This window comes from Marinitoga okinawensis, assembly GCF_055387075.1.
In genome coordinates, this window is sequence record NZ_AP042422.1 from 476,862 (window position 1) to 503,549 (window position 26,688).

Consider the following 26,688-nt stretch of genomic DNA (forward strand, 5'->3'; position numbering starts at 1 on the left):
ATATAATTTTTTTATATTAGGAAATTATCGAGTTTGGTAATATAAAAAATATAACAAAGTAAAGAAATTTAAAACTAAAAATATTACAATGATTTTTGTACAAAAACGCAAGAAGGAGGTAGATTATGGAAGAGAGGATTAAAGGTTTTGCGCCATCGTGGTTTGCAGGTATTATGGGAACAGGTATTTTTGCTTTGTCAAGTTTTTTGTATTCATCATATATACCTTTTTTAAAAGGCTTTTCTTATGTATTGTTTTATTTTAATTTGATCTTATTTTATTTATTTTTAATTCCATGGACATTAAGATGGTTTATGCATACAAAGGAAGCCATAAAGGATTTATATCATCCTATCTTATCTAATTTTTATGTAACAATAGGAGCAGCGATGATAGTTATTTCTTCAACATATCAGGTGTTGTTTCATAATATGAAAGCTTCTTTCATTTATTGGATTATAGGAACTTTATTGACCATTTTCTTTAGTGTATTAACACCATATGTAATGTTTAAGGAATCTCATGTTCAATTGGATCATATAAGTCCTGCCTGGTTTATTCCACCAGTTGCTTTAATAGTTATACCAGTTTCTGGTAGTGTATTTATGAATATGTATACAGGAATACTTAGAGAATTTATTATATTATTAAATTATTTTGGATTGGGTGCAGGATTCTTCCTATTTATTATATTATCAGCAATCTCAATGTATAGATTTATTTTACATCATCCATTACCAAATGTTATGTCTCCAACGGTATGGGTTAATTTAGGACCTATTGGAGCAGGAACAATTGCATTAATGAATCTTGTAAAATTCTCACCGTTTATCACTGTGAAAGAGCCATTTTTGATTTTTAGCTTTATATTTTGGGGATTTGGGATATGGTGGTTAATTATGGCTATATCTCTTACACTTCATTATATCAAAAGAATGAAAATACCTTTTACATTGTCATGGTTTGCATTTATATTCCCTCTTGGAGCATATGTAGCATCAACACATAATATTTCCATGTTTTTCAAAATAAAGCTTATCGATTATATAGGACTTGGGATGTATTTCTTATTAGCTGTTATATGGTTAATTACCTTTATTAATTTAACTATTTTTGTATTTAGAAAAAAGCAATAATCAAAATGGTGCTATATTTTATAGCACCATTGTTTTTAATTTTTTGCTTGTATATGTAACCAAATTGTATAACGAATGAAATTTGAAATAAACATTAAAGTTTTAGTATTTAATTGAGAAAAATTTCATTAATGGAGGTGAAAGTATGTCAACACCAAATAATATGCCAACAATTGGCAAAGATGCTTTAGGTAGAGAAGTGAAAGATTTAACAAAAATACCCTGGTGGGGAATGGATAGAAAAGAAATAAATTGGTATCCAACAATTAATCATGATAAGTGTGCTGGTTGTGGATTGTGTTTTGTAACCTGTGGAAGAAGAGTATTTGACTGGGATGATAAACTATCAAAACCAGTAGTAGCTCAACCATATAATTGCATGGTGGGATGTCAAACCTGTGCAAATCTTTGTCCAACAAGTGCAATATCTTTTCCTGATGTTTCAGAAATGAAAAAATTAGTAGCTAAAAATAATGTTGTGAAAAAATCTTTTGAAAAAATTGCTCCACTGATTAATTGTAATAATCCTTTAGATGATGAAGAAACTGAATCTAAATTTAACAAATAAGGCGCTTTTAAAGCGCCTTATTTAATTAATATTGTCAATAAATAATTTTAATCTGTTTTCTATATTTACCTCACTTGTGCCTGATTCGTAATCTAATAAAAGAAGGTTAACGTCAAATTTTTCTTTTAATAATCTGTAAATACCTTTAGCAATTATATGATTTGAAATACAACCAAATGGTTGAACAGAAATGATATTTTTAATATTATTATATGCCATTTCACCGATTTCATTTGCTAAAAGCCAACCTTCACCAAATTGTATTGAAAGAGGTAATAAATTTCGTCTATTTTTAATAGATTCTTCTAAAGGAGTGTCTGGAACGTATCTTTTGAACTGGGATAATTCTTTTTCTACAATGTTTCTATAATAATCTATTGTTTTTTTAATTACTAATTTTGTTAAATATTGTTTATTGTTTTTATCAACATTTTCATATTTGTTGAATTTTTTACTATAAAAATCGTATTCTAAAAATTTTAAGAATGTTGGCATTATAACTTCATACCCTTCATTCTCAAGTTTTCTTACAAGGTAATTATTTGAAAAACAATTAGTTTTCATGTATATTTCTCCAACTATTCCTATTCTTTTTCTTTCCTTTGGCATAGTAACTTCTATTTTATTAAATTCATAAACAGCTTTTTTTAGAAAATTTTTAAGCATTTTTGTTGATGGTTTTTTTCTCATCATTTCATTTCTAAAATAGTCAACTAAGTCATTAAAAACTTTAAGTGTTTCACCTGAATTTTTTTCATAAGGTCTTGTAGCAAGTTTTAATCTTAGTAATGAATCTCCAGCTGCAAAAGCTATTACACTATATTTTAATAATTTTAGAGGATTAATCTTGATTCCTTCCATAGACGCATCTGTACCAAGTGCAATAACAGGGGTATTCTCAAATCCTGCATCTATTAAAGCTTTTTTTAGTAATGGAACATAATTTGAAGCCCTACATTGACCGCCAGTTTGTGATAATGCTACGACAGCATTATTAGGATCAACATCATCACTTTTAAGAGTTTTTATAATATCACCAATAACAACAACTGCGGGATAACACATATCATTGTTTACGTATTTTAAGCCTTCTTCAATAGAATCTTTACTCTGATTTTCAATTGTTTTAATTTTATAGCCTAAATTATACATTACAGCTTCATATAATTTTGAGTAAAAAGATGAAAATTTAGGTACTAATATAGTTTTTTTCTTATCTTCTTCACTATATGGTTTGGTATATTTTCTTTCTTTAATCAAATTGATATTTGAGTTTTGATTTAAAGCCTCAAAAGTCGATCTTAGTCTAATTTTAGCTGCACCTAGATTAGACATTTCATCGATTTTTAAAGCTGTAAAAATCTTTCCTCCAGATTCAACGATAGCTTTTACCTCATCAACTACAACAGCATCTGGACCGCAACCAAATGAATTCAATTGAATTGCTGTAATCTTCTTATAATCATTTTTCGCAACCCATTTCGCAGCTAAATATAATCTATTATGGTAAGACCATTGTGTAAGAGGTAAAATACCTTTTAAATCCATTTTATATAAATCAGGGATCGAATCTTCTGTTATTCCATATGCACCTAATTCATATATTAGATTCATAATACCAGTATTTACCATAGGATCCATATGATAGGGCCTTCCAAGCAATACCACTAATATTTTATCTTCTTTTTTAGCTTGATCTATAATCTTTTTCGCAAGATTTCTTAAATTATTTTTTAGCATTCTTTCTTTATTTTTAGCAATTTCAAATGCTCTTTCAAAATCTTTTTTATTTATATTTCCGATTTTATTTAAATAATCGAATAAATTCTTTTTCAATCCTTTTTCATATCTAAAACCCAGGGCAATGGTATCTATAGGGATATCTGTATTTATATTTCTTTTTAATACTTCGCCATATCCAGTAACAATAGGACAATTATATGCATTTTTTGAATCTTCACCTTCTTGATTTTCAAATATTATAGTTGGAATAAAAATTCTATCAACTTTTTTATCGATAAGATTGATAACATGCCCATTCGAAATTTTTGCAGGGAAACATATATTATCAGCAGATACGGTTTTAAGTCCCTTATAATACATAGGTGGATTTGATCTATCAGATAATACAACTTTAAAACCTAATTCCTTGAATAAATTATAGAAAAATTGAAAATGTTCATACATTGAAAGCATTCTAGGAATACCTATGACAGGTTTAGAACTATCAAATTTTTGATTTTCATCCATCTCAAATAACATTTTTTCCTTTTCAGTAAAAAAGTTAAGGACATTTGCTTTTGCTTTTGAAACTTTATTAGAAAAATATTTTTCACATTTATTACCTGTATAAAAAATATTATTATTATCAAAAATGAATTTTGTTATGTAACATTTATTTCCACAACCATTGCATCGTAAAAACTTTTTTTCGTAAGAAATATTGTCTATAGAATCGATATCGAATTTGGTTTCATAATCAGTTTGGGAATTATAGAATTTTTTTGCATATAATGCTGCACCAAGAGCTCCCATATATTCTGAAATATTTAATCTATATACATTTTTTCCAGTTATTTTTTCAAATGCTCTTAAAACTGCATCATTTTTAAATGTACCACCTTGAACAAATATATTTTCTCCGAGTTCTTCAATATTTTTAACTTTTATAACTTTATATAATGCATTTTTTACAACTGAATAAGCTAATCCTGCAGCAATATCTCCGATATCTACACCATCTTTTAGAGCTTCTTTGACTTTACTATTCATGAATACGGAACATCTTGTTCCAAGATCTACAGGATTTTTGGCATGAATAGCTTTTTTTACAAATTCATCAATATTCATATTTAAATTTTTTGCAAATGTTTCTATAAAAGATCCTGTTCCTGAAGAACATGCTTCATTTAGTTGAATATCAGAAATTATACCATTATCGATTTTTATGGATTTTATATCCTGTCCTCCGATATCAACGATGAAACTTAAATTTTTCTCAAACAGTTTTCCAGCAGTAAAATGAGCCATTGTTTCTACTATCCCGCCATCAAGGTTTAAAGCTTTTGTTATGAATTCTTCTCCGTATCCAGTAGCATAAACTGCTTTTAAATTTTTATTATGTATATATTTGCTAAACTTCTTCAATCCTTCTATTGCAATTTCAAGTGGTTTTCCCATATTGTTTTTATAAAATGTATCAATAATATCGTTATTTTCGTTTATCATGATCAATTTAGTTGTAGTAGAACCAGCATCTATACCAATATACAATTCTTTGGAATTCAATTTTTCATTTTCAGATAAAAAATTCAAATTCATTTTCTCATGTCTTTTCTTGAATTCTATATACTCTTCTTCATTTTTGAATAATGGTTCTAACACACGGATAGTTTTATTCTCGTTTTTCTCGTTATTTAAACGATTTAAAATTTCTTCTATTGTATAATCTTTATTTAAATTTTCAGAATAAAGCGCTGCACCAATTGCTACAAGTACTTCGGAATTATCAGGAAGAATGTATTCGTCTTCAGGAAGATTCAATGTTTCTTGAAAAGTTTTTCTTAATTCTGATAAAAATGTAAGAGGGCCTCCAGCAAAAAGTATTTTCCCTTTTACTGAAGCACCAGCAAGTAATGTTGTTATTGTTTGATTTGCAACAGCAATAAATATAGATTTAGCGATATCTTCCTTACTTTCTCCTCTGTTTAATAAAGCCTGAACATCAGTTTTTGCAAAAACCCCACATCTTGAAGCTATATATAATTTTTTAGTTGCTTTTTTTGAAAGTTCGTTTAATTCTTTCGGAGTTATATTTAATAATGTAGCCATTTGATCTATAAAAGATCCTGTCCCTCCAGCACAACTTCCATTCATCCTCATTTCAGGTGTTTTTCCTTCATCAAATAATATTATTTTTGCATCTTCACCGCCAAGCTCTATTAAAGTGTGTACATTATTATAAAAAGTTTTTATTGCTTTTGAAATGGCTATCACTTCTTGAATAAATTCAAAATCATTTCTGTTAGCAACACCCATTCCGGCTGTTCCAGTAATTGAAAATTTTATTTTTTTATTTCCTATTTTTTCTTTTAGAGTGTTTAATAAACCATATAAAGATTCTTTTATTTTACCATTATGCCTTATATATTTTTTAAACAATAGGGTATTATCTTCATTTAATAATGCCATTTTTGCTGTAGATGAACCAATATCAATTCCAAGTTTTAACATATTATACCCTCCACTTTCTGGAATTTGTTGCGGATTTGTACAAATTATAGAATGCAAATATGAAGATTTATGCATATATTAATAATAAAAAATGAAAAAAATATTAATTTTTAATTTTTAATACACATATCTATTAAATTAATAAGTTTATTAATTGACAAAAAATAAATTTTATTGTATAATAATATTATGCACATATAAACAATTTTTCATATGTGAATTGATTATATTGGAGGTGTAATTATGTCTAAAAAGGCAGAAATGACGGAATTAAAGCATGGTCATGATTATTATTATGATATGGCAGAATTTTTTTCTATATTTGCAGACCCCACAAGACTAAAAATCTTACACGCATTATTAGATGGTGAAAAATGTGTCAAAAAAATTTGTCAAATAGTTGGTTTAAATCAATCTACATGTTCGCATCAATTGAAGATTTTAAGACAATATAAAGTAGTAAAAGCAAAAAGAGAAGGTAAATTTATTCGTTACTCATTAGACGATTCTCATATTAAAGATTTAATTGAAGTTGGTGAAGAACATATCAATGAATAGGAGATGAAGTAATGATTGTGCTTGGAATTGTTTTATTTTTTATAACTATTGTTTTATCCATGCTTGGAAAAGGTGGTGGAGAATTCTTTGTACCAATTTTTTTAGCATATGGCATATCTTATCAACAAGCGGCATCAGCTTCTTTGTTTATTTTAATGGTATCTGGTTTAATTATGATGTTAGTATATAATAAAAAGGCGTTAATAGATTGGTATACAGGTACAATAATGATTTTATCTGTGGCAAGTGGTTCTTTCTTGGGAGGATTTATATCTGCAAAAATTAGTGTAGTATTATTAAAAATTATATTTTCATCGCTATTATTATTATCAGCATTTTTTATTTCAAGAAAAAAGAAGAATCTGAATATAAAATTTGGACCTGTTTTAAAGAGAAAATGTTGTGACCACGAATATGATATTCCACTTATTATTGTGATTCCAACAGTATTTATTATTGGATTTATAGCTGGAATGGTTGGTATTTCAGGTGGTGGATTAATTGTTCCATTGCTTATTATAATTGGTAACATGCCTATGCGTTTGGCTTTTGCTACCAATTCTATGATGGTTTTATTTTCTGCAACAACGGGATTTATTGGAAGAGGCTTGAGCGTAGGAATTGATTGGAAGTTTAATATAACTATGGCAACATTTGCAGCGTTGGGATCATTGATTGGTTCACATTTTTCAACAAAAGTAAAGACAGAAAACCTTAAGAAAATATTTGTATATGTCATTTTGTTTGCTGCTGTGTGGATGATAATAAAAATATTTATTTGATATAGTGACAGAAATGTCACTATATTTTATAGAATTAATTTGCATGTTTAACCAAAAAGAAATAATAAAAACATATTATATATAAACGGAGGTGAAAAAATGGAAATTATTAAAAAATTAGCATCTAATATAAAGAGGTTTTTAGTGTTGTATTCACTATTAGCAATAGCTACTGGATGGATGCTTGGAATAAAATTTTCATCATATGCATCTTTACATAAGGGAATATATTCTAACTTAATAGTATTGTTTGTATTTTTTATGATATATCCAATGATGATAAATATGGATTGGGGAGAGGTAAAAAGAGTTGTTAAAGAGCCAAAAGCTGTATTATTAAGTATTTTTTATAATTATATAATGACGCCAATTATAGCATATTTTTTGGCAAAATTGTTTATTCATAATTCTGAATTAGCACTTGGTTTTATGTTAGTAATGATGATTCCTGTTAGCTCTTCAAGTGTTGGATATACTGGAATAGTTAAAGGTAGTGTGGAAGTTGCTATGATAGCCCAAGCATTTAACTTTTTACTTATACCAATACTAACTCCTTTGTATCTTCATTTTATTGCAAGAGGAAGCAATGTTCATGTGCCTATGAATTCAATTTTAAAATCGATTTTAATTGTAGTTGTATTACCTATGATTCTTGGTTATATAACTAGAATTATAATAATAAAATCTAAAGGGAAAAAAGGTTTGAAGAATATAAAGCCATTAACAGGATTAATAACTCTTTTTTCTATGTTGGGTGTGATTTTTTTTATCTTCTTTTTAAAAGGTAATATGCTACTCTCAAAATGGGTAATTTTGATTCAATTAGGAATAATCACATTGGTATATATAATTTTGGCATTGTTATTAGAAACATTTATTAATAAAAAATCTGGATTAAGTTATAAAGAACATATGGGAATAGTTTTTCTAAGTACGGGAAAAAATAACGGTACAGCTGTAGCTTTAGCAACTATGGCATTTGGACCATTAGTAGCAATTCCAGCAGCAGTATTACCTATTTTTCAAATAATTTTACTTGTAGTATATATTCATATGGAAAAAATTATATGGCGTTATTTTGAAAATAAAAAACATAAATCAAATTTGATAAAGGAGGAAGAATGATGGAGTTTTTGCAAGAATTTAAATTAAGAACAAAGTTTTTACCTGAAGAATCTGTTGCGTTACATATTGCCAGAGATTTAGAAACCAAAATATCAGTAAATCCAGACAGGAAACATAAAAATGCTCATACACCTGTAGAAATGGTAATAGCAGCATTAGGATCGTGTGTAATGATAAACTTACAAAGATTTTTATTAGATGAAGGTATAAAATATTCAGATATTGATATGGAATTAAAAGGTTATAGAGATCCAGAAATGCCTAAGTTGGTTAAGATTGAGTATTATATTAAAGTAGATGGGAATCTTGAAGGATATAATTTAGAAACAATAAAAGCAAAAATTGAAAAAAGTAGCACAACTTATAATACTTTAAAAGATACGGTAGAGATAATTGGAAAAATAGAATTCTCAAAATAGTTCTGTTAAAAATACCATCCTGTTTTAGGATGGTATTTTTATAATTTTTCAGTAAGCAGATAACCAAAATCAAAAATTTTTTTAATATATTTATTATTAATAAAATAAAAAATATGTTGTCCCCGTCGTTCGGATTTTATAATATTAGCTTGCTTTAATATTTTTAATTGATGAGAACATGTTGATTGTTTTAAACCTAATGTATCGCATATTGTTTTAACATTTTTTGCTCCGGATAATAAAACAGTTAAAATGCGCAATCTTGTAACATCAGAAAATATAGAAAAAATAGTAGCAATGTCATTAAATCTATAGTTATCGTATGAAATATTCAACGTTCCACCTCCATTCAGAAATTATAAACCCTGTACTTTGGAGTACAGGGTTTATAAATCCTTAATTAATTGTTGTTGTTATTTTGATCAAAGAAAACTTCAGTAGAAGATTTTTTATCAAAGAAAGCGAATATTGCTGTTAAAATACCAAATATCAAATAATTTGTCATTGCTCCTGCTTTTGAACCAGTTATTCCAGGAATAAATGCTGCAATAATTAACCATATGCCTGAGATTAGTATAATCCATGCTGCTGTTTTAGCATTCTTTAACATGGGAATACCTGCTGCTACAAATACAATACCAGCAATTAAGAAGTTTGCTAAATTTCCTCCAGATGAACTAACAATACCAGGAATAAATGCTGCGATAATTAACCAAACTGCAAAAATCAATACTGTCCAACCTTTCCATGTCATACATAACACCTCCTAAAAATTTTTTAAAATTTTAATACACTAGCATATAATGATATATACATAACTACATATGAACAACTGCTGATATAACCATCTAATAATATTATATTCTAAAAAAATATAAAAGTCAACTAATATAGAAAAAATTACATAGGTTGTAATACCTATAAATAAAGCATTTTAACTATACATTCGAAACTTAATTATTTTTTAATGTTTGTGTAACGTATAGGCCTGTTATTTTTTTATGCTATATGTTATAATTATATAACCAAATAATCATATAGTTATATGGAGGTGATAATATGAATAAATTTGTTGAAATGATAAAGCTTTTTTCTGATGAAACGAGGTTAAGAATATTAAATATACTTTTTCAAGGAGAACATTGTAATTGTGATTTAGAAGAGGTTTTAGGATTATCTCAACCAAATATTTCAAAGCATTTAAAAAAAATAATGCTACTTGATTTGGCTACAAGCAGAAAAAGTTCATATTGGACATATTATAAGATAAATGAAGAAGTTTTTAATAAACATTCTTTTATGATTGAAATAATGAAAGAAATACAGGAATTAGAACCGTTCAAATCTGATTTAATAAAATTAAGAGAATATAAAAATTCACCTGGAAGATGCCAAATAAACTTGAATTCAAGGGAGGTATAACATGGAGAAAAAGATGAACGTATTTGAAAAGTATCTAAGCATATGGGTTGCTATTTGTATCGTTTTAGGAGTTTTGATAGGCAAATTTATCCCCGTATTTCCTCAAACATTAAGTATATGGGAATATGCTAGTGTTTCTATACCTGTAGCAATATTAATATGGTTAATGATTTTTCCCATGATGTTGAAAATTGATTTTTCCAGTTTAAAATATGTTGGAAAAAATCCAAAAGGATTAATTGTTACTTTAATAGTAAATTGGATTATAAAACCATTTACTATGTATTTTTTTGTATGGATATTTTTTAAATATATATTTGCTGCATTTATAACTCCAGAACTTGCTAGCGAATATATTGCAGGAGCAGTATTATTAGGAGCAGCTCCTTGTACTGCAATGGTATTTGTTTGGAGTTATTTAAGTGATGGCGATCCTGCATATACTCTTGTTCAGGTTGCTATAAATGATTTAGTAATTTTATTTGCATTTGCTCCAATAGTATCATTTTTATTAAAAGTTGGAAATGTAGATGTCCCATTTGACACATTATTATTTTCTGTTATAATATTCGTATTATTTCCTTTAATAGCTGCAATAATTACTAGAAGATATGTTATAAATAAAAAAGGTATTGAATGGTTTAATAATATATTTTTAAAAGAATTTTCTGTAGTATCAACTATAGGATTATTGTTGACTTTAATAATTTTATTTTCATTCCAGGGAGAAGTTATTTTAAATAATTATTTGCATATATTATTAATTGCTGTACCATTAATAATACAAACATTTTTCATTTTTTCAATTGGATATCTTTGGTCATACAAATGGAAACTACCTTATAGAGTAGCTGCCCCTGCATCAATGATTGGTGCAAGCAATTTTTTTGAATTAGCTGTAGCAGTGGCTATATCATTGTTTGGGTTGGAATCTGGAGCTGTTTTAGCTACTGTTGTTGGAGTTTTAGTAGAAGTGCCTGTGATGCTTACATTGGTAAATATTGCCAATAAAACAAGAGATAAATTTGTATGGGAGTGATAGAATGAAAATAGCTTTTATTTCTGATATTCATAGTAATTTAGAGGCATTAAATGCAGTAATGGATGATATTAAAAAAAGAAATATTGAAAAAATTTATTGTTTAGGTGATTTAGTAGGTTATGGACCGAATCCTAATGAAGTAGTTGAAATTATAAGACAAATGAATATTGAAAGTATTATGGGAAATTATGACGACGCTATTGGATATGAAAAAGAAAGTTGCGGTTGTGCATATAATCCGGGAAGAGAAACGGAAGTTGGAGATGAATCAATAAATTGGACAATAAAAAATACAAGTAAAGAAAATAAAGAATTCTTAAAGTCATTGCCAGTGAAAAAAGAAATTGAAATAGAAGGAGTAAAAATATTATTGGTACATGGTAGCCCACTAAATCATTTATTAGAATATATAAAGCCTAATATAACCCCAGAAAGATTAAAGGAATTAACAGATAATGTAAATGTAGATATAATAATTAATGGACATACACATTTAATGATGGCAAAACATTTACATGGAAAAACTATACTAAATCCCGGGAGTGTCGGTAGAACAAAAGATGGTGAACCATTAGCAACATATTTAATATTAAATATTGAAAAAGGTGTATATAATTATGAATTTGTCAAGGTAAAATATGATGTAAAAACTACTGTTGAAAAAATTATAAAAGTAGGACTACCTGTAGAGTTAGCAACAGTATTAGCTTTAGGTGAAACTTTCAATATGGGAAAAGCGAAAAATACTAAAAAAAATGATATAGGATTTAAAATATAAAAATAGCTCGGTTGTCCGAGCTGTTTTTATACATATAATAAGTATCCAACATATAATAAACCAATAATTAATGATATAGTTACAGGAACTATCTTCCATCTCATATATTCCATAAACCCAAATTTTCTTCCCAGATTTTTTTCAAGATAATTTACTGCTACAATATTTTGAACTGCACCCAATGGTGTTAAACTTGTGGCAAAATTAGCTCCTACAGCAAAAGCCCACCATAATACAGGAGTTATTCCCTGTCCAACCAGTATTTTAATTACAGGTGCTAAAATTAATGCAGAAGGTACGTTATTTAAAATTGGAATTGTAATAATAGCTATTAAGTAAAATACTCCTATAAGTAGAAGTGGCATTCCTTCTAAAGGTATAAACATATGAGCTATTTTCTCAGTGAAACCAACTTCCTCTAATGCGTAAGATGTCATGTATAAACCAGCAAAGAAAAACAACATATCCCAATCAATATCTTTAGCGATATCTTCATATCCATGAGCAAATTTAAATACGAGAATAGAACCTCCTAATAATGCAACCACTGCTAATTCCACATGAAGCGTGGAATGTAAAATAAATAAAATGATAACTATAACAAAATCTATTAAAGAATAAATCATCATTTTTTTATCAGTAATAGCTTTGTTTTCATCCATATTCTTCAATTTTTCGATATTTAGTAAAGCTTTTTCATCAATTTTCAGATGTTTTTTAAAATATATCAATACTCCTATAAAAGCTAATATGGATACTGGCCCCATTTTTACTATAAAATCATTAAAAGAATATCCACTAATAGAACCTATAACAAGATTTAACGGACTGCCAATTAAAGTAGCAGCACCGCCAATATTATCCATTAATATTGTAAGCATTATTAATGGAATAGGGCTTATTTCAAGCATGTCTGCTATTAAGAAAATCATTGGTGCCATAACTAAGATAGTAACAACATTATCTAAGAAAGCAGATGTTAAAGCGACTATAATCATTAACATTGTTACTGTTAGAAAAAATCTTTTTCCACCAAACTTTATTATTTTTATTGAAAAAAATTCAAAAAAACCAGATTTACTTAAAAAAGCAACTATCATCATCATACCAGTTAAAAGTCCAAGTGTATCAACATCGACAACATGACTGAAATTTTCTGTATCCAAGCCTTCAACCAATCTTAGTGCTGAGATTAATAATGCAAGACTAAAAACTACAACAGGTTTGTTTTTCTTTCCAAAAATAATATAAAGATAAGCTGAAGCAACTATTATTAATACAAGAATAGCATTTGTTGTCATTTAATCACCTCTAGTTTTTTAATTTCATAAATTAATTTTTTGAGAAATTTTTTAAATTCTTCAGAAGAGATTTTATATCTAATTCTTTGTGCATCTCTTTCGCAAACTACAAATCCCTTTTCTTTTAATGATTTTAAATGTTGAGAAGCTAATGGTTGAGAAATGTTCAAAGCTTTTGATATATGATTTACACAATAAGGTCTTTCCAATAATAAAGATAAAATTTTGATCCGGACAGGAGACCCTAATACTGAAAATACATTAGCTAATTTTTCAATGTCTTTTTCAGAGATAATATCACCCCGCTTATATAAAAATTTTTTTATATAAAGAACAAGTTATATAATATTCTTCTAATATAATAATTTCCTTTCAAAAAATTTTAAATAGTGAGAAAAAAGTATTACAATATATGGTATAATAAAATTGTATAATATTATAATTAAATGAATAATATATTAATAATAAAAGAGGTGAAAAGATGTATTATTTAACAAAAGATGGAAAATTCCTATATAAAAACACTAAATACAATTTAAATAAGTTTGTTACCCCTCTAATAACAGATACACATATGCATATTTTAGGTTTTGGTGAAAAGTTATTAAATCCTGATATTGAAGGTTTAAAAAAAGAAGATATAGAGAAAATAATAATAGATAAATTAAAAAATAATTCAAAAAAAGTTGTTTTAAGAGGCTGGAGTGAATTAGATATAGATTTGGATAAATATTCTGAAAATATACCTATAATACTTATAAGAAGATGTGGACATATAGCAATTGTAAATTCAGTTATTTTGAATAGACTTGCAAAGGAAATTGATAATAATTATATAGATTTTAAGAAAAAAATGATTAAAGAGAAAGCATTAGAAAAATTTCATGAAATATATGGTTTTTATTCTAATGTAAAAGGAGCATATTTAAAAGCAAAAAAATATCTGTTAAATAAAGGATATGGATTTATTCATTCTGATGATTTACATGGTATAAGCAAAGAAGATTTACCTTTTGATGATGAATTAATGGTTTTTGAAAAAGTTGCTATTAATAATTATAATGAATTAATCGATTATTGTAATGAAGGATATTTTAATACTTTTAAAGCAGTAAAAATATATGTTGATGGGTCTTTTGGAGGAAAGACAGCATATTTGCGAGAAAAATATAATGATGGTGAAGATAAAGGATATTTAGTTTGGAAAGAAGATGAATTAAAAAAAGTATTAGAACTTTGTGAGAATAACAATCTTCATTTATGTATGCACGCAATAGGAGATGGTGCTATAGATGTAATTTTAAATGTATTTGAAAAAACAAAACCAGAGCATTATCATAGAATTATACATGCATCAATTTTACATGATGATCAAATAGAAAAGATTAAAAAATATAAATTGATATTAGATATGCAACCACAATTCATAGAATCAGATAAAAAGATATTAAAAAATAGATTGGGAAAGAGAAGTGGTTTAACATATAGATTCAAGAAATTATTTGATGAAAAAATTCCAATGTTTTTTTCATCGGATGCTCCAGTAGAAATACCAGATTGGTTTAGAGACGCAAAAATATTAAATAATCACGGAATACCCTTAAAGTATATAATATATAATATGACATATTTTCCAGAGTTTATAGACAATTTTAATAGAGAAAATAAGTATCTTATATTCAATGAAAATCCATTTGAAAAATTAACAATTCCTGATATGGGAGGATAAAATGTTATATATTTTTATTATTGCTATATCAATTTTTGCATATCTTTATTTAAATACAAGAAATAAATTAAAAAAAGAAATCAAGAATTTTTTTTCAATTCTTGATAAGTTGCCATTTATTATAGCTATCCATAACATAGAGGATATTTATTATTTAAGTCCAGGAGCAGAAAAAATTATTGGGAAAAAGATTAATAAAGTAAGTGAATACCTGGATCTTTTTAGTAAAGAAGAAAAAGTGCAAATACTCCAAATTCTTTCTAAAGAAAAAGAAGGTTTTTTTCAAAACAATATGAGAAAAATAAAAGGAAAAACTTATTATGTATCATCATCAAAAATAAACATTTTTGATAAAAATTTTGTTCTTGAAGTTTTTAAAGATATAACAGAACTTTCAAATAAAGATAAAGAATTAGAAGAAATGCAACGTAGCATAGAAGTATTAGATAATATTCGGAATTTAACATATACAAAAACTTTTAATTTAAATGGAACTATGGAAAGTATATTTAATTATTTAAGAAAAGTGAAATTAATAGATGTATTTTCATATAATACTATTTTGGAAGATGGAAAGAGTGTAAAAGCAACTATTTATTATGAGAATAAAAAAACAGAAAAGAAATTATATAGATCAGATAAAACTTTGATATGGTATTTTTTTGATAAGAATTTAAAAAATTTATATGTTCCAGATGTTTTTGCTTTTTCAAAAGATGGTTATAAGAGTACTATTTATTCATATGAATTTGATGAAGATCTTAGCGAATTAACAATGTATATTTTTCCTTATTATTTAGAAAATAAAGTTCATGGGCTATTTGCTTTTGGGAGAAAAGGTAGAGATGCCTATTCTGAAAGAGATAAAAAGATACTAGAATCTCTGGCATCACATATTGATTTCGTTATAAAATATCAATATATTCTTGAAAAATATAACAAGGGAAAAAATCATTTTAAAGAACTTGCTACAAAAGATGCATTAACTCAATTATATTCCAGATATTATTTTAATGAGTGGATTTTAAAACATGCTGAATATCTTAAAAGAAAGAATAAAAAATCTATTTTAGTGATGATAGATATAAATAAATTTAAATATATTAACGATACATATGGACATATTGTAGGAGATGAGGTGTTAAAATTTATCTCAATTCGTTTTTTGGAAAATATAAGGAGTATGGATATAGGAGTTAGATTTGGTGGTGATGAATTCCTTCTTGTGTTTCCAGATGCTTCTATTAATGATATACAAAAAAAGATGAAAATAATAAATGAAAAATTAAAAGATAATAGTTTTGATTTTGATGTTGATATATCATATGGATTATCTGAGTTTAATGGTGAGGATTATATTAACGCATTAAAAAAAGCCGATGAAAAAATGTATGAAATGAAAAAGTTGAAGAATGGAAATAATAATTAAATATATTGTAATTAAAAATGCATCAGATTTTCGATGCATTTTTTAATTCTTATGTTATAATATTAATGAGGTGGAATAATGTTGAAGATAAAGTTTATGAGTAATTTAAGAACTATAGTAGATAGGAAATCCATAAAATTAGAAATTGAAAATGGAAAAGATATTGAAGAATTATTGAATATTATTGGTAAAGAACTAAATTCTAAATTTGAAATAATAAAAAAAGAGAAAGATCATATGATCTTAAAATTGTATATTGATATTATGGGGCAAAAGAGTTATATAACAATGAGAGTAAAATTTATTCACAATAATGAATTTATTACAACTGACAAAAAAATTAAGGATGGGGAATTACAGATACTACCATTACTTGGTGGAGGATAAAAATAAGAAGGAGGAGTGATTAAAATGGATTACATGAAAGTATATGAAGAATGGTTAAATAGCCCATATGTTGATGAAAATACAAAAAAGGAATTATTATCCATTAAGGATAACGAAAAGGAAATTATGGAGAGATTTTATAAAGAATTGGAATTTGGAACAGCTGGTTTAAGAGGTGTTTTAGGAGCTGGAACTAACAGAATGAATATATATACAGTAGGTAAAGCTACTCAAGGATTAGCAGATTTCATTAAATCTAAAGGTGAAGAATATATGAAACGCGGTGTTGTTATTGCGTATGATGTAAGACATAATTCAGATCTTTTTGCTAAAACAGCAGCTTTAATTTTAGCAGCTAATGGAATTAAAGCTTATTTATTTGATCATATAGCACCAACTCCATTATTATCATTTTCTGTTAGAAGATTACATACAGCAGCAGGTATAGTTGTGACAGCAAGTCATAATCCAAAGAATTATAATGGTTATAAAGTATATTGGGAACAAGGTTCTCAAATTTTAGATGATGTTGCAATACCTGTTATGGAGAATATAAAAAAACTAACAGATTTTTCTATGATTAAGAAAATTTCAGAAGAAGAAGCTTTAGAAAAAGGATTACTAGAATATGTTGGAAAAGAAATTGAAGATGAATATATAGAAAAAGTAAAAGGATTAGCAATAAGAGAAGATATAGATAAAGATGTAAAAATTGTATATACACCTCTTAATGGAACAGGTAATAAACCAGTAAGAAGAGTATTAGCAGAAAGAGGATTTAAAAATGTATTTGTTGTTCCAGAACAAGAAAATCCAGATCCAGATTTTACAACAGTCGGATACCCAAATCCAGAAGATATTAAAGCTTTTGAATATGCTAAAAATCTTGCAAAGGAAAAAGATGCCGATGTAATAATTGCAACAGATCCAGATTGTGATAGAACAGCAGTTATGGTAAAACATAATGGTGAATACGTTCCTCTAAATGGTAATCAAACTGGTGCAATATTAATTAAATATATAATTGAAGGTAGAAAGGAAAAAGGAATACTTTCAGATAAAGGGATTATTATAAAATCAATAGTTACAGGTGATTTAGGAAAAGAATTAGCAGAAAAATATGGAGTAGTAACTTTTGAAACATTAACAGGATTTAAAAATATATGTGGTTTAGAGAATGAATTAGAAGGAAAATATGACTTTGAATTTGGATATGAAGAAAGTATTGGTTATGTAACAGGAACATTTGTAAGGGATAAGGATGGAGTAATTTCATCAATGTTTGTATCTGAAGCAGCAGGATATTATAAGAAGCTTGGTAAAACATTAGTGGATGTACTAAATGATATGTACAAAGAAATTGGTTATTATTTTGAAAATAATTTCTCCATAATTATTGAAGGTTTAGAAGGTATGGCAAAAATGAAAAAAATTATGGAAGTATATAGAAAAGAATTTCCAAGAGAAATTGGAGATATGAAACTTGTAAGATATATAGATTATTTAGAAAAGAAAGATTTTGATTTAAAAACAGGTGAAACAAAAGAAACAGATGTTCCAAAATCAAATGTTTTAAGATTCTTCTTTGATGATGGCTCATGGTATGCTGTAAGACCATCAGGAACAGAACCAAAACTAAAGATTTACATATATTCAAAAGATAAGGAAGAAGAAAAATCAAAGGAAAAATTAAAATTAATGAAAGAAAAAATAATGGAAATAATAAACTCAGTTGAATAATTCGCCTCCCCTCTGATTTTCAGAGGGGTTTTATTATTGAAATGTGATATAATTCTGTTGTGGAGGTGAAAAGATGAAACGATTTTGTACAAGCGGACCTGTTGATAAGAATACATGTTATTATGTAGAAAGACCAGAATTGATGAAAGAAGCGATTGATCATATAGAAAATTGGAGATACTTTACAGTATCAGCACCAAGACAAACAGGAAAAACAACATTTTTAAATGAAATAGTGGAAAAAATAAAAGATAAATATTTACCAATATTTATTTCATTTGAAAATCTTGGAAGGATTGAAAATGAAAGTGAATTTATAGAATTATTTAAAGAAAAAATAGATTTTTATCTGCAATTTAAATATGGAAAATCATTTGAGTATAAAAATACAATAGCAATAAGGCAAATAAGTAAATATATAAAAGAAATGAGTGAAAAATTTGAAAAAGAAATAATACTAATGATAGACGAATTTGAAAAGTTTAGCAATGAAGAATTAATGAATGAATTTTTACACTTAATAAGAGAAATGTATCATATGAGAAAGGGATATAAGTTAAGAAGTGTGATATTAATAAGTGTAAGTTATTTGAGTGGAGTATTAGAAGATAATGCAAGTCCATTTAATATAGCAGAACATATGGAAGTGCCATATTTTACTAAAGAACAGGTATATGATTTATTAAATCAACATGAAAAAGAAACAGGGCAATTATTTGAAGAGGAAGTAAAAGAACTTATATGGCATAATGCAGGAGGACAACCTGGTCTAACCAATGCATTGGCATATGATTTAGTAGCAAAAAAAGCTAAGAGTGAAAAGATAATAACGAAAGAATATTTTGAAAAAACATTAAATGATTTTATGTATGTATATATAGATAAAAACATAGCCAATATAATAAACAAAGCAAAAAAAGAAAAAGAATTAATAATGAAAATATTATTTGAACCAGAAAGCGTTGAATTTAATATATACGATGAAAGGATAAATTATCTATATCTAAATGGAGTAATAGATAATTGTGAGGGGAAATGTTGTGTAAGAGTACCGTTATATTACAAAGCATTATATGACAGATTTAAACCACAAATAAATGGTGAAAAGAATTATATGGCAACAATAAAAGATACAATAAAACCATATATAAAAGAAGATGGCAGCTTAGATTTAAATAAATTAATAAAAAGATATATAAAATATATAAAACAAAGAGGAGCAATAATGTTTAAAGGAAGAAATTACTATGAAGGAGTATATCAATATAATTTAGACCAATTTCTAAGCTTATATGTAGAAGCAGCAGAAGGAAAAGTATATCCAGAAACACAGGTTGGTGGAGGAAGAATAGATTTATTAATAAATTTAAATAATAGAGAATATTTAATAGAAGTAAAAGCAAATATAACAGGAAATGAATATGAAAAAGCGAAAAAACAATTAATAGAATACATAAAAAGAAAAGGATCAAAAGAAGGATGGTTGATAATATACTCAAACACAATAGAAGATTTTGAATATCTAATGGAAGAAAAAGATGGAATCAAAATTCATATATGGTTTATAAAAACTAATTTTGAAAGTCCATCAAAAATGTAGAAATATAAAAATGGGGGGAGAAAAATGGATTTAGGATTGAAAAATAAAACAGTATTAGTTACTGGAGGAAGTTCGGGAATAGGTTTAGCTGTGGCGAACACATTTAGCAATGAAGGGGCTAAGCCTGTAGTAATATCCAGAAATGAAGAAAAATTGAAAAAAACAGGTTTTCCATATATTATATGTGATCTTTCAAAAAAAGAAGATATAGATAATATGAATAAGAAATTTGAGGAAAAATTTGGCGTTCCATATATTATATTTTTAAATGCAGGAGGACCTAAGCCAGGATATTTTGAAGAAACATCTGAAGAGGATTGGCAATATGGTTTTGAACAAAATCTTATGAGTACTATTCGTATTTTAAAATATTTTTTGCCTAAAATGAAAAATAAAGAATGGGCGAGAGTTGTATTTTTAACATCCCTTTCTGTGAAAACGCCAATAGAAAATCTTTATATATCAAATTCTATAAGATTAGGAATAACAGGCTTGCTTAAAACATTATCTTTAGAATATGGGAAGTACAATATAACCTTTAATGCAGTAGGTCCTGGTTGGACAAAAACAACAAGAGTTAGAGAATTAGTCAATGAAGAGAAAGAAAAGCAAATTTCAGATAATATTCCTTTAAAGAGAATGGCAATGCCTGAAGAAATAGCTAATGTGGTAGTTTTCCTTTCATCTGAAAGAGCATCATATATTAATGGGCAAACTATTTTAGTAGATGGTGGATTGGCAAAATTTCCATTATAATTATAAAAAGGCAATTTGAGACCATAAAAAATTTTGTGTAAATAAAAAGTAGAGAAAATAGGTAACCCTCTTCTTGGTATGGTAAAATAAAACCAAGAAGGGGGTATTTTAAATGGCAAAGAGAAAGAAAAAAGAAGAAAGTAACATTGAAAAATTAGCAAAGTTAATAGCAAGAGATCCTGAAGTAAACACAATGAAAGACGTATATGACAAGATAAAAGAATTGATGGGACCAATAATACAAGAAATGTTAGAAGCGGAATTAGAAGATGAATTAGGATATGAGAAATACGATAAGGAAAATAAAGAAACGGATAACTCCAGAAATGGATACAGCTCAAAAAAGGTAAGATCAAGCATGGGTGAGATGGAATTGAAAATACCCAGAGATAGAAAGGGTGAATATGAACCGAAAATAATACCAAAATATAAAAGAGATATTTCAGATATTGAAAGTAGAATAATAGGAATGTATGGTTTGGGATTAAGTACGAAAGATATAGTTAGGAATGTTGAAGATATATATGGTGTAGAATTATCAGCTGAAATGATAAGTAAAATTACTAATAAGATATTACCAGAAATTAGAGAATGGCAAAGCAGACCATTAGAAGAGATATACACTTTTGTTTTCATGGATGGAATAGTATTTAAAGTAAAAGATGATGGTGAGATAATTAAAAAGACTGCATATGTTGTAATAGGTGTAAATATTGATGGATTTAAAGAAGTTCTTGGTATATATATAGGTGAAATAGAATCATCAAAATTCTGGTTAAGAGTATTAAATGATTTAAAAAATAGAGGAGTTAAAGATATATTAATAGCTTCAGTAGATGGATTAACAGGATTCCCACAAGCAATTAAAGCAGCATTTCCTGATACTGTAGTACAAAGATGTATAATACATCAAATAAGAAATACATTAAAATATGTTAATTACAAAGATAGAAAAGAACTTGTAAATGATTTAAAAAAAGTATATAAAGCACCCAATAAAGATATAGCTTATTCAAACCTACAAGATTTAAAAGAAAACAAATGGACAAAATACAAATTGGCATTAGAAAGCTGGGAAAAACATTGGGAAACAACATCTCCATATTTTGATTATGGTGATGAAGTAAGAAAAATAATGTATACAACAAATGTAATAGAATCATTGAATAGGCAATATAGAAAAGTGACTAAAAATAAAACATCTTTTCCAAATGATGATGCATTATTAAAAATATTATATTTAGCAACAATAGATGCAACAAAAAGATGGACAGCTCGATATAGAAACTGGAGTAAAGTCCTAAACGAACTATCCATCTTTTTCAAAGAAAGAATCACAAAATACGTCTATAATTCTTAATACAACTAAATTCCAAAATCTGTAATAATCAATAATACATAAAACTAAATGCTAAAAACTAACGCCAAAAATATATTCTTAATTTAATAATGTTAAATCTTGCAGTGAAAATTGCAAAAAGGTGTTTGTTTTTAAAAATCCACATCAAAAACTTCTGAAAATTACTATTAAAGCATATTACAATATAGACGATAATTCATATGAAAATAATTTAAAAATAATAATCTAATTTAATTAATTTATTACCATCCAAGAAGAGGTATTTACACAAAAAATTACATGCTACCTATTAATTATAACTTGTTAATTAATTCTCTTTCAACAAATTTAAATCCTTTTTCCCAGAATTCTCTTTTTGTAATATCAATGCCTAATTTGGATAATAATACCTCTGGAGCATCGTTACCTCCACTTGATAATAACTCTTTATATTTTGGTACAAATGATTTTCCTTCTTCTAAATACTTTTCATATAATGCAATTACTAATAAATTAGCAAAATTATATGCATATACATAGAAAGGAACACCTATCATATGAGGAATAGAGCTCCACTCATATTTGTATTCTTCAGTGATTTTTACAGAATCTCCAAACATGATTTTTAATTCTTTTTCATAAAGATTGGATAATTCATCCCATGTTGCCATACCATTTTCATCAATCATTTGATGAGATTGTATTTCGAATCTAGCAAACATATTTTGTCTAAACATTGTAGCAAACATATCTTCGATTTTTGAAGCTATAAAAATCTTTTTCTCTTCTTCATCTAATTCTTTTAATAATTTATCCATTACTAACATTTCACCAAAAACAGAAGCTACTTCTGCCATTGTTAAAGGTGTATGGTAATTTAATAAATTTCGTTTTGAAGATAATGTTCCGTGAACTCCATGTCCTAACTCATGAGCTAAAGTCATAACATCTCTCATGTTTCCAGTATAATTCAATAAAACAAAAGGTTTATAATTTGGAATATTATATGAACAAAATGCTCCACCTCTTTTACCTGGAACAATTTCTGAATGTATTCTATTTTCATCAAAGAATGATTTTACAATATCTCCAATTTCTTTATCAAATTCATAATATGATTCTAATACCATTTCTTTAGCTTTTTCAAAAGGAATTTCTTTTTTTACAGGATCTAATGGAGCGTAAATATCAGCTAAAGTTAATTCATGTCCTAAATATTTTTCTTTCCATTTATAATATTTGTGAACCATAGGTGTTTGTTCTGTTGTTATCTCTATAACCATATCAACAATTTCATCATTTACTTCATTTGCCATATTTCTCATTGAAATGGGTTTTGAGTAATTTCTTAATTTTGCTTCAGTATCATAATATTTTGCAACAGAATTAAAGGTGCTTTCTAAAACAATTTTATCCTCACTATATCTTTCAAAGAACATTTTCATAGCTTTTCTTCTTAATTCTTTATTAGGACTTTGTCTTAAAGCTCTAATTTGTGGTCCCGTCATCTTTTTAACTTCTCCATCGATTTCTATTTCAAAATTATATGATGAAGTCAGTTTTTCATATAACATATCAAAAGCATCTCTTCCAGCTGGTTGAAGAGCGGATAAAACCTTTTCAGCATCTTCACTCAATACATGAGGTTTTTCTTTTATTAGTTTTTCCATTACATGTCTGTATTCTTTTAAGTCTTCAGAGTTCTTCCATTCTTCTAATTTTTCTATTGGATGGCTAAGCAAAACAGGTCTCCAAAAAGATAATTCTATTTCTCCTTTAGTTAAATAGTCTTGTCCTATTGCAACTAGTTTTTGAGCTTCTTTGTTTTGAGTATTTTCTGCATATAATAAGTGAGCATATTGAATAGCAAAATAAGGTTTTTCCATAGCATTTTCTAAATCTTTAAAGAAACTTTTTATATCTTCTGCAGTTAAATTTTCTGAAGTAAGTTTGCTATAATATTTTTCTTTTAATATTTTTGCATTAGAAACTGCACTTTCAAAATCTTTTTTTATTTGATCACTTTCTGGAGAATCATAAAAGAATGTTAAATCCCATTTCATAGTTCTACCTCCTTTGCTTTTATCTTTTTTGACGTTTTAATTTTTGATCGATATAACATTATAACACATCAAAGTATAAAAAAATAGAAAATTTTTTATGTTATAATCCGTAAGAATTTTTACATTTAATCTTCTGTATTTTGCTTAAATAAAATGTTCTTGATATCTTCTTCCTTTACATAATATACGTTTCCAACTTTATAACTTTTTAATTTTTTCTCTTTTATCCAACGTCGTATAGTTTCTGGATGTTTATTAAGCATACTACCAGTTTCTTTTAAAGTTAAAAATTTTATACCTTCTAATTCAATCATAAAAATCCCTCCTTTGTATAATTTTGTATAAGTAATTTAATATTATTATATATTTTTATATAGAAAAAATCAAGATCTATTTTCTTTTTTTACAAATTCTTAATAAAAGGTTTTATGGTATTTATAAACTGTATTTAGGTATTTAGGAATAGTGAAAGCCTTATTATAAGCTGATTATCTATGTTAAGGTGGTAATCCACGATTACCACATGTGGTAACCTATGATTACCACCTTCATAAAAAGTGGTAATTCACAGTTACCACCTTAGATGAATGAAAATATAAAGGTGGTAATCCACGATTACCACCTTCATAAAAACGTAACACTACAACACCTTATCATTTTTAGCAATTTCATAAGTACCTCTCCAGGTATCAATAACAATACATTCATATTTATTAAGTTGTTCCATGATCTTCTTATCAACACCGTATTTTCTTGCAGTTTCTAACTCATTTAATTCAAAGAATTTAAATAAAATAAGTATATGAGCCTGCTTAATAGCAGCCTTATTTATATCACTAAACTGTTGCGTGACAAAAATAATATCGATACCTCTTTTTCTTGCAGTTTTAACGAGTTTTTCCAATTCAATAGGGTTCTTTTTTAAAGGGTAAAACATATGTGCTTCATCGATTAATAAAACAATATTACCGCTATTCCATACAGAACGTGAAAAGCGGTTAATGAAATTAAATAAGAGTGTATCGTCAATATATTCTGTTTCAATAATTAATCTATCAAAAGAAGATATAAGCTTATCTGTATTGATTTTATCTGCGATTTCATCATTTAACTGTAGTAATTTCATATTACCGAGTTTCAAATGATCATGTGAATTATCAAGGACGAATAATTTTTTTTCTTCTGCTAACTCATTAGCTAATTTTCTTGCAAGAAAACTCTTACCTGATCCTGATTTTCCAAGAATAGTATAAATCATTCTCCCACCTCTGGTAATCCAGGTAGAACTGGTGTAATAAATCCATTCCCTATAATACCAACAACACCGAGAATTAAAACCATTTTAGGACTCATTTTTTTAATAGACAAAGTATTCACAGCGTCCTTAAATCCGAGCATTTTTAAATAAGCCATAGTAGATTGCTTATATCTTTCAATAAAAGTAGGATCATTAATTTTACGGATATTAGCGATTTGAGATCCTACAAATTCGATACCCATTTCAATAGTCATATCATCGAACTGAAAATTACCTATTAAATCATTTTCCTGTGTTTCTTCCTGAACATCTTCATTATCGATAATATCCTTAAAATCATTTTCATTAATCATAACATCGTTTATATTTTCCATAATATTACCCCCTTCTAAATTGTGCGAATGGATCTATTTTTTCTTGCATCACAGGTGCAGGAATCACCTTATTTTCAATAACAGGTGTATTTTTTTGCATTAAAGCAAAAACAAAACCTACAAAAATGGCAATAGCAACAGGTTTAATAATATCGATAAAATCGTCATTTTTCTTTTTAGGTGGATCTATATTTTCCTCTTTTTGTTCAACAATAGGTTCTGAAAAATTTTCATAAACAGTAGCTTTAGATTCTCTTACAGCCTGTCTTAAAATTACAGGCATTGAAGTTTTCTTAATCTCCATTTCCTCTATCACCTCATTGTTTTCATCCTTAAAATCATCATCAGACACCTTTTTACTCTTTAAATTTTCCTTTAATTTCTCAATTAAATACTTTTTTTCCTCATAATACTTTGCTGCAATTTCCTGAGCGGCTTTAATTTTTTCCTCATATGTTTGAGCTGATCTATCAATATTTTGAAAGAAAAAAGAAGGCAATTCTAAATCATCGGCATATTTTTCAAGTTGTTTCAAATGGTGTTGAACGGAATTTTTATGTAAATCAAGAGCTGCAGCGATTTGTCCAAAAGAAAGATTATACCGTCTCATAAAATAAATACTTATAGCCTCTAACTCATAAAACTTCAA

Annotated in this window: 26 protein-coding genes; 16 read left to right on the forward strand and 10 right to left on the reverse strand. The window is 27.0% G+C overall.

All coding sequences use genetic code 11. From position 1 onward, the window contains the following. The first annotated feature begins 125 nt into the window (after positions 1–125). The gene (locus ACZ5CK_RS02280) at positions 126–1,136 is read left to right on the forward strand and encodes a TDT family transporter (RefSeq protein ID WP_464582294.1); all 1,011 of its coding nucleotides are present in this window, start codon (positions 126–128) and stop codon (positions 1,134–1,136) included. 145 nt (positions 1,137–1,281) lie between these two features. Beyond that, positions 1,282–1,704 carry a 4Fe-4S dicluster domain-containing protein gene (locus ACZ5CK_RS02285; protein WP_464582295.1) on the forward strand — a complete coding sequence of 141 codons (423 nt, stop codon included), beginning with the start codon at positions 1,282–1,284 and terminating at the stop codon, positions 1,702–1,704. 21 nt (positions 1,705–1,725) lie between these two features. Here ACZ5CK_RS02285 and ACZ5CK_RS02290 read toward each other — a convergent pair whose 3' ends face one another. Further along, positions 1,726–5,937 (reverse strand): acyl-CoA dehydratase activase, encoded by a 4,212-nt coding sequence (locus ACZ5CK_RS02290; RefSeq protein ID WP_464582296.1) that lies wholly within the window; start codon positions 5,935–5,937, stop codon positions 1,726–1,728. A 243-nt stretch (positions 5,938–6,180) separates the two neighbouring features. Between ACZ5CK_RS02290 and ACZ5CK_RS02295 the strand changes: the two genes are divergently transcribed. From ACZ5CK_RS02295 to ACZ5CK_RS02310, 4 genes are all read left to right on the forward strand, one after another. Continuing rightward, the gene (locus ACZ5CK_RS02295) at positions 6,181–6,495 is read left to right on the forward strand and encodes an ArsR/SmtB family transcription factor (RefSeq protein WP_464582297.1); all 315 of its coding nucleotides are present in this window, start codon (positions 6,181–6,183) and stop codon (positions 6,493–6,495) included. An 11-nt stretch (positions 6,496–6,506) separates the two neighbouring features. After that, the gene (locus ACZ5CK_RS02300) at positions 6,507–7,277 is read left to right on the forward strand and encodes a sulfite exporter TauE/SafE family protein (protein ID WP_464582298.1); all 771 of its coding nucleotides are present in this window, start codon (positions 6,507–6,509) and stop codon (positions 7,275–7,277) included. A gap of 99 nt (positions 7,278–7,376) precedes the next feature. Then, positions 7,377–8,402 (forward strand): arsenic resistance protein, encoded by a 1,026-nt coding sequence (locus ACZ5CK_RS02305; RefSeq protein ID WP_464582299.1) that lies wholly within the window; start codon positions 7,377–7,379, stop codon positions 8,400–8,402. After that, entirely contained in the window at positions 8,402–8,821 is a 420-nt protein-coding gene (locus ACZ5CK_RS02310) for an OsmC family protein (protein ID WP_464582300.1), read from the forward strand. The genes ACZ5CK_RS02305 and ACZ5CK_RS02310 overlap by 1 nt, the downstream gene beginning before the upstream one ends. A gap of 38 nt (positions 8,822–8,859) precedes the next feature. Here the strand turns inward: ACZ5CK_RS02310 and ACZ5CK_RS02315 are convergent, their stop codons facing one another. Together ACZ5CK_RS02315 and ACZ5CK_RS02320 are read right to left on the reverse strand one after the other, a co-directional pair. Then, entirely contained in the window at positions 8,860–9,156 is a 297-nt protein-coding gene (locus tag ACZ5CK_RS02315) for an ArsR/SmtB family transcription factor (RefSeq protein ID WP_464582301.1), read from the reverse strand. A gap of 65 nt (positions 9,157–9,221) precedes the next feature. After that, positions 9,222–9,575 (reverse strand): SPW repeat domain-containing protein, encoded by a 354-nt coding sequence (locus ACZ5CK_RS02320; protein WP_464582302.1) that lies wholly within the window; start codon positions 9,573–9,575, stop codon positions 9,222–9,224. 305 nt (positions 9,576–9,880) lie between these two features. Between ACZ5CK_RS02320 and ACZ5CK_RS02325 the strand changes: the two genes are divergently transcribed. The 3 genes from ACZ5CK_RS02325 to ACZ5CK_RS02335 are packed head-to-tail and all read left to right on the forward strand — an operon-like array spanning position 9,881 to position 12,063. Next, positions 9,881–10,243 (forward strand): ArsR/SmtB family transcription factor, encoded by a 363-nt coding sequence (locus ACZ5CK_RS02325; RefSeq protein WP_464582303.1) that lies wholly within the window; start codon positions 9,881–9,883, stop codon positions 10,241–10,243. A gap of 1 nt (position 10,244) precedes the next feature. After that, positions 10,245–11,282: an ACR3 family arsenite efflux transporter gene (gene arsB / locus ACZ5CK_RS02330; RefSeq protein ID WP_464582304.1), complete on the forward strand. Its 1,038-nt coding sequence runs from the start codon at positions 10,245–10,247 to the stop codon at positions 11,280–11,282. Positions 11,283–11,286: 4 nt separating this feature from the next. Further along, on the forward strand, positions 11,287–12,063 hold the full coding sequence (locus ACZ5CK_RS02335) for a metallophosphoesterase family protein (RefSeq protein WP_464582305.1): 777 nt from the start codon (positions 11,287–11,289) through the stop codon (positions 12,061–12,063). Positions 12,064–12,089: 26 nt separating this feature from the next. On the opposite strand, the gene ACZ5CK_RS02340 is transcribed toward ACZ5CK_RS02335, so the two are convergent. Both ACZ5CK_RS02340 and ACZ5CK_RS02345 read right to left on the reverse strand, forming a co-directional pair. Next, on the reverse strand, positions 12,090–13,364 hold the full coding sequence (locus tag ACZ5CK_RS02340) for an ArsB/NhaD family transporter (RefSeq protein ID WP_464582306.1): 1,275 nt from the start codon (positions 13,362–13,364) through the stop codon (positions 12,090–12,092). Continuing rightward, positions 13,361–13,690, reverse strand: coding sequence for an ArsR/SmtB family transcription factor (locus ACZ5CK_RS02345; protein ID WP_464582939.1), 330 nt, complete (start codon positions 13,688–13,690; stop codon positions 13,361–13,363). Before ACZ5CK_RS02345 ends, ACZ5CK_RS02340 begins: the two co-directional genes overlap by 4 nt. Positions 13,691–13,845: 155 nt before the next feature. Here ACZ5CK_RS02345 and ACZ5CK_RS02350 point away from each other — a divergent pair, with 155 nt between their 5' ends. The 7 genes from ACZ5CK_RS02350 (at position 13,846) to ACZ5CK_RS02380 (ending at position 22,365) form a co-directional block, all read left to right on the forward strand. Next, complete coding sequence (locus ACZ5CK_RS02350) at positions 13,846–15,093, forward strand: amidohydrolase family protein (RefSeq protein ID WP_464582307.1); 1,248 nt, start codon at positions 13,846–13,848, stop codon at positions 15,091–15,093. Between the two features lies 1 nt (position 15,094). Continuing rightward, entirely contained in the window at positions 15,095–16,522 is a 1,428-nt protein-coding gene (locus ACZ5CK_RS02355; RefSeq protein WP_464582308.1) for a GGDEF domain-containing protein, read from the forward strand. Positions 16,523–16,600: 78 nt separating this feature from the next. Further along, positions 16,601–16,909, forward strand: coding sequence for a MoaD/ThiS family protein (locus ACZ5CK_RS02360; protein WP_464582309.1), 309 nt, complete (start codon positions 16,601–16,603; stop codon positions 16,907–16,909). Positions 16,910–16,933: 24 nt separating this feature from the next. Beyond that, positions 16,934–18,649, forward strand: coding sequence for a phospho-sugar mutase (locus ACZ5CK_RS02365; RefSeq protein ID WP_464582310.1), 1,716 nt, complete (start codon positions 16,934–16,936; stop codon positions 18,647–18,649). A 73-nt stretch (positions 18,650–18,722) separates the two neighbouring features. Continuing rightward, positions 18,723–20,249, forward strand: a complete 1,527-nt coding sequence (locus ACZ5CK_RS02370; RefSeq protein ID WP_464582311.1) for an AAA-like domain-containing protein — start codon at positions 18,723–18,725, stop codon at positions 20,247–20,249. Positions 20,250–20,273: 24 nt separating this feature from the next. Further along, on the forward strand, positions 20,274–21,005 hold the full coding sequence (locus ACZ5CK_RS02375) for an SDR family oxidoreductase (protein WP_464582312.1): 732 nt from the start codon (positions 20,274–20,276) through the stop codon (positions 21,003–21,005). Positions 21,006–21,117: 112 nt separating this feature from the next. Further along, entirely contained in the window at positions 21,118–22,365 is a 1,248-nt protein-coding gene (locus ACZ5CK_RS02380) for an IS256 family transposase (protein ID WP_464582313.1), read from the forward strand. A gap of 293 nt (positions 22,366–22,658) precedes the next feature. Here the strand turns inward: ACZ5CK_RS02380 and ACZ5CK_RS02385 are convergent, their stop codons facing one another. The 5 genes from ACZ5CK_RS02385 to ACZ5CK_RS02405 all read right to left on the reverse strand — a co-directional run bounded on the left by ACZ5CK_RS02385 (position 22,659) and on the right by ACZ5CK_RS02405 (position 26,688). Beyond that, positions 22,659–24,407 (reverse strand): M3 family oligoendopeptidase, encoded by a 1,749-nt coding sequence (locus tag ACZ5CK_RS02385; protein ID WP_464582314.1) that lies wholly within the window; start codon positions 24,405–24,407, stop codon positions 22,659–22,661. 125 nt (positions 24,408–24,532) lie between these two features. Beyond that, positions 24,533–24,721, reverse strand: coding sequence for a helix-turn-helix domain-containing protein (locus ACZ5CK_RS02390; RefSeq protein WP_464582315.1), 189 nt, complete (start codon positions 24,719–24,721; stop codon positions 24,533–24,535). Between the two features lie 326 nt (positions 24,722–25,047). Further along, positions 25,048–25,665, reverse strand: a complete 618-nt coding sequence (locus ACZ5CK_RS02395; protein ID WP_464582317.1) for a zonular occludens toxin domain-containing protein — start codon at positions 25,663–25,665, stop codon at positions 25,048–25,050. After that, entirely contained in the window at positions 25,662–26,039 is a 378-nt protein-coding gene (locus ACZ5CK_RS02400) for a hypothetical protein (RefSeq protein WP_464582318.1), read from the reverse strand. Before ACZ5CK_RS02400 ends, ACZ5CK_RS02395 begins: the two co-directional genes overlap by 4 nt. A 4-nt stretch (positions 26,040–26,043) precedes the next feature. Then, positions 26,044–26,688: a helix-turn-helix domain-containing protein gene (locus ACZ5CK_RS02405; RefSeq protein WP_464582319.1), complete on the reverse strand. Its 645-nt coding sequence runs from the start codon at positions 26,686–26,688 to the stop codon at positions 26,044–26,046.

Coding starts and splice junctions, on each gene's coding strand:
- ACZ5CK_RS02280 (WP_464582294.1), top strand. CDS start 126: ATGGAAGAGAGGATTAAAGGTTTTGCGCCATCGTGGTTTGCAGGTATT.
- ACZ5CK_RS02285 (WP_464582295.1), top strand. CDS start 1,282: ATGTCAACACCAAATAATATGCCAACAATTGGCAAAGATGCTTTAGGT.
- ACZ5CK_RS02290 (WP_464582296.1), bottom strand. CDS start 5,937: ATGTTAAAACTTGGAATTGATATTGGTTCATCTACAGCAAAAATGGCA.
- ACZ5CK_RS02295 (WP_464582297.1), top strand. CDS start 6,181: ATGTCTAAAAAGGCAGAAATGACGGAATTAAAGCATGGTCATGATTAT.
- ACZ5CK_RS02300 (WP_464582298.1), top strand. CDS start 6,507: ATGATTGTGCTTGGAATTGTTTTATTTTTTATAACTATTGTTTTATCC.
- ACZ5CK_RS02305 (WP_464582299.1), top strand. CDS start 7,377: ATGGAAATTATTAAAAAATTAGCATCTAATATAAAGAGGTTTTTAGTG.
- ACZ5CK_RS02310 (WP_464582300.1), top strand. CDS start 8,402: ATGGAGTTTTTGCAAGAATTTAAATTAAGAACAAAGTTTTTACCTGAA.
- ACZ5CK_RS02320 (WP_464582302.1), bottom strand. CDS start 9,575: ATGACATGGAAAGGTTGGACAGTATTGATTTTTGCAGTTTGGTTAATT.
- ACZ5CK_RS02325 (WP_464582303.1), top strand. CDS start 9,881: ATGAATAAATTTGTTGAAATGATAAAGCTTTTTTCTGATGAAACGAGG.
- arsB (WP_464582304.1), top strand. CDS start 10,245: ATGGAGAAAAAGATGAACGTATTTGAAAAGTATCTAAGCATATGGGTT.
- ACZ5CK_RS02335 (WP_464582305.1), top strand. CDS start 11,287: ATGAAAATAGCTTTTATTTCTGATATTCATAGTAATTTAGAGGCATTA.
- ACZ5CK_RS02340 (WP_464582306.1), bottom strand. CDS start 13,364: ATGACAACAAATGCTATTCTTGTATTAATAATAGTTGCTTCAGCTTAT.
- ACZ5CK_RS02350 (WP_464582307.1), top strand. CDS start 13,846: ATGTATTATTTAACAAAAGATGGAAAATTCCTATATAAAAACACTAAA.
- ACZ5CK_RS02355 (WP_464582308.1), top strand. CDS start 15,095: ATGTTATATATTTTTATTATTGCTATATCAATTTTTGCATATCTTTAT.
- ACZ5CK_RS02360 (WP_464582309.1), top strand. CDS start 16,601: ATGTTGAAGATAAAGTTTATGAGTAATTTAAGAACTATAGTAGATAGG.
- ACZ5CK_RS02365 (WP_464582310.1), top strand. CDS start 16,934: ATGGATTACATGAAAGTATATGAAGAATGGTTAAATAGCCCATATGTT.
- ACZ5CK_RS02370 (WP_464582311.1), top strand. CDS start 18,723: ATGAAACGATTTTGTACAAGCGGACCTGTTGATAAGAATACATGTTAT.
- ACZ5CK_RS02375 (WP_464582312.1), top strand. CDS start 20,274: ATGGATTTAGGATTGAAAAATAAAACAGTATTAGTTACTGGAGGAAGT.
- ACZ5CK_RS02380 (WP_464582313.1), top strand. CDS start 21,118: ATGGCAAAGAGAAAGAAAAAAGAAGAAAGTAACATTGAAAAATTAGCA.
- ACZ5CK_RS02385 (WP_464582314.1), bottom strand. CDS start 24,407: ATGAAATGGGATTTAACATTCTTTTATGATTCTCCAGAAAGTGATCAA.
- ACZ5CK_RS02390 (WP_464582315.1), bottom strand. CDS start 24,721: ATGATTGAATTAGAAGGTATAAAATTTTTAACTTTAAAAGAAACTGGT.
- ACZ5CK_RS02395 (WP_464582317.1), bottom strand. CDS start 25,665: ATGATTTATACTATTCTTGGAAAATCAGGATCAGGTAAGAGTTTTCTT.
- ACZ5CK_RS02400 (WP_464582318.1), bottom strand. CDS start 26,039: ATGGAAAATATAAACGATGTTATGATTAATGAAAATGATTTTAAGGAT.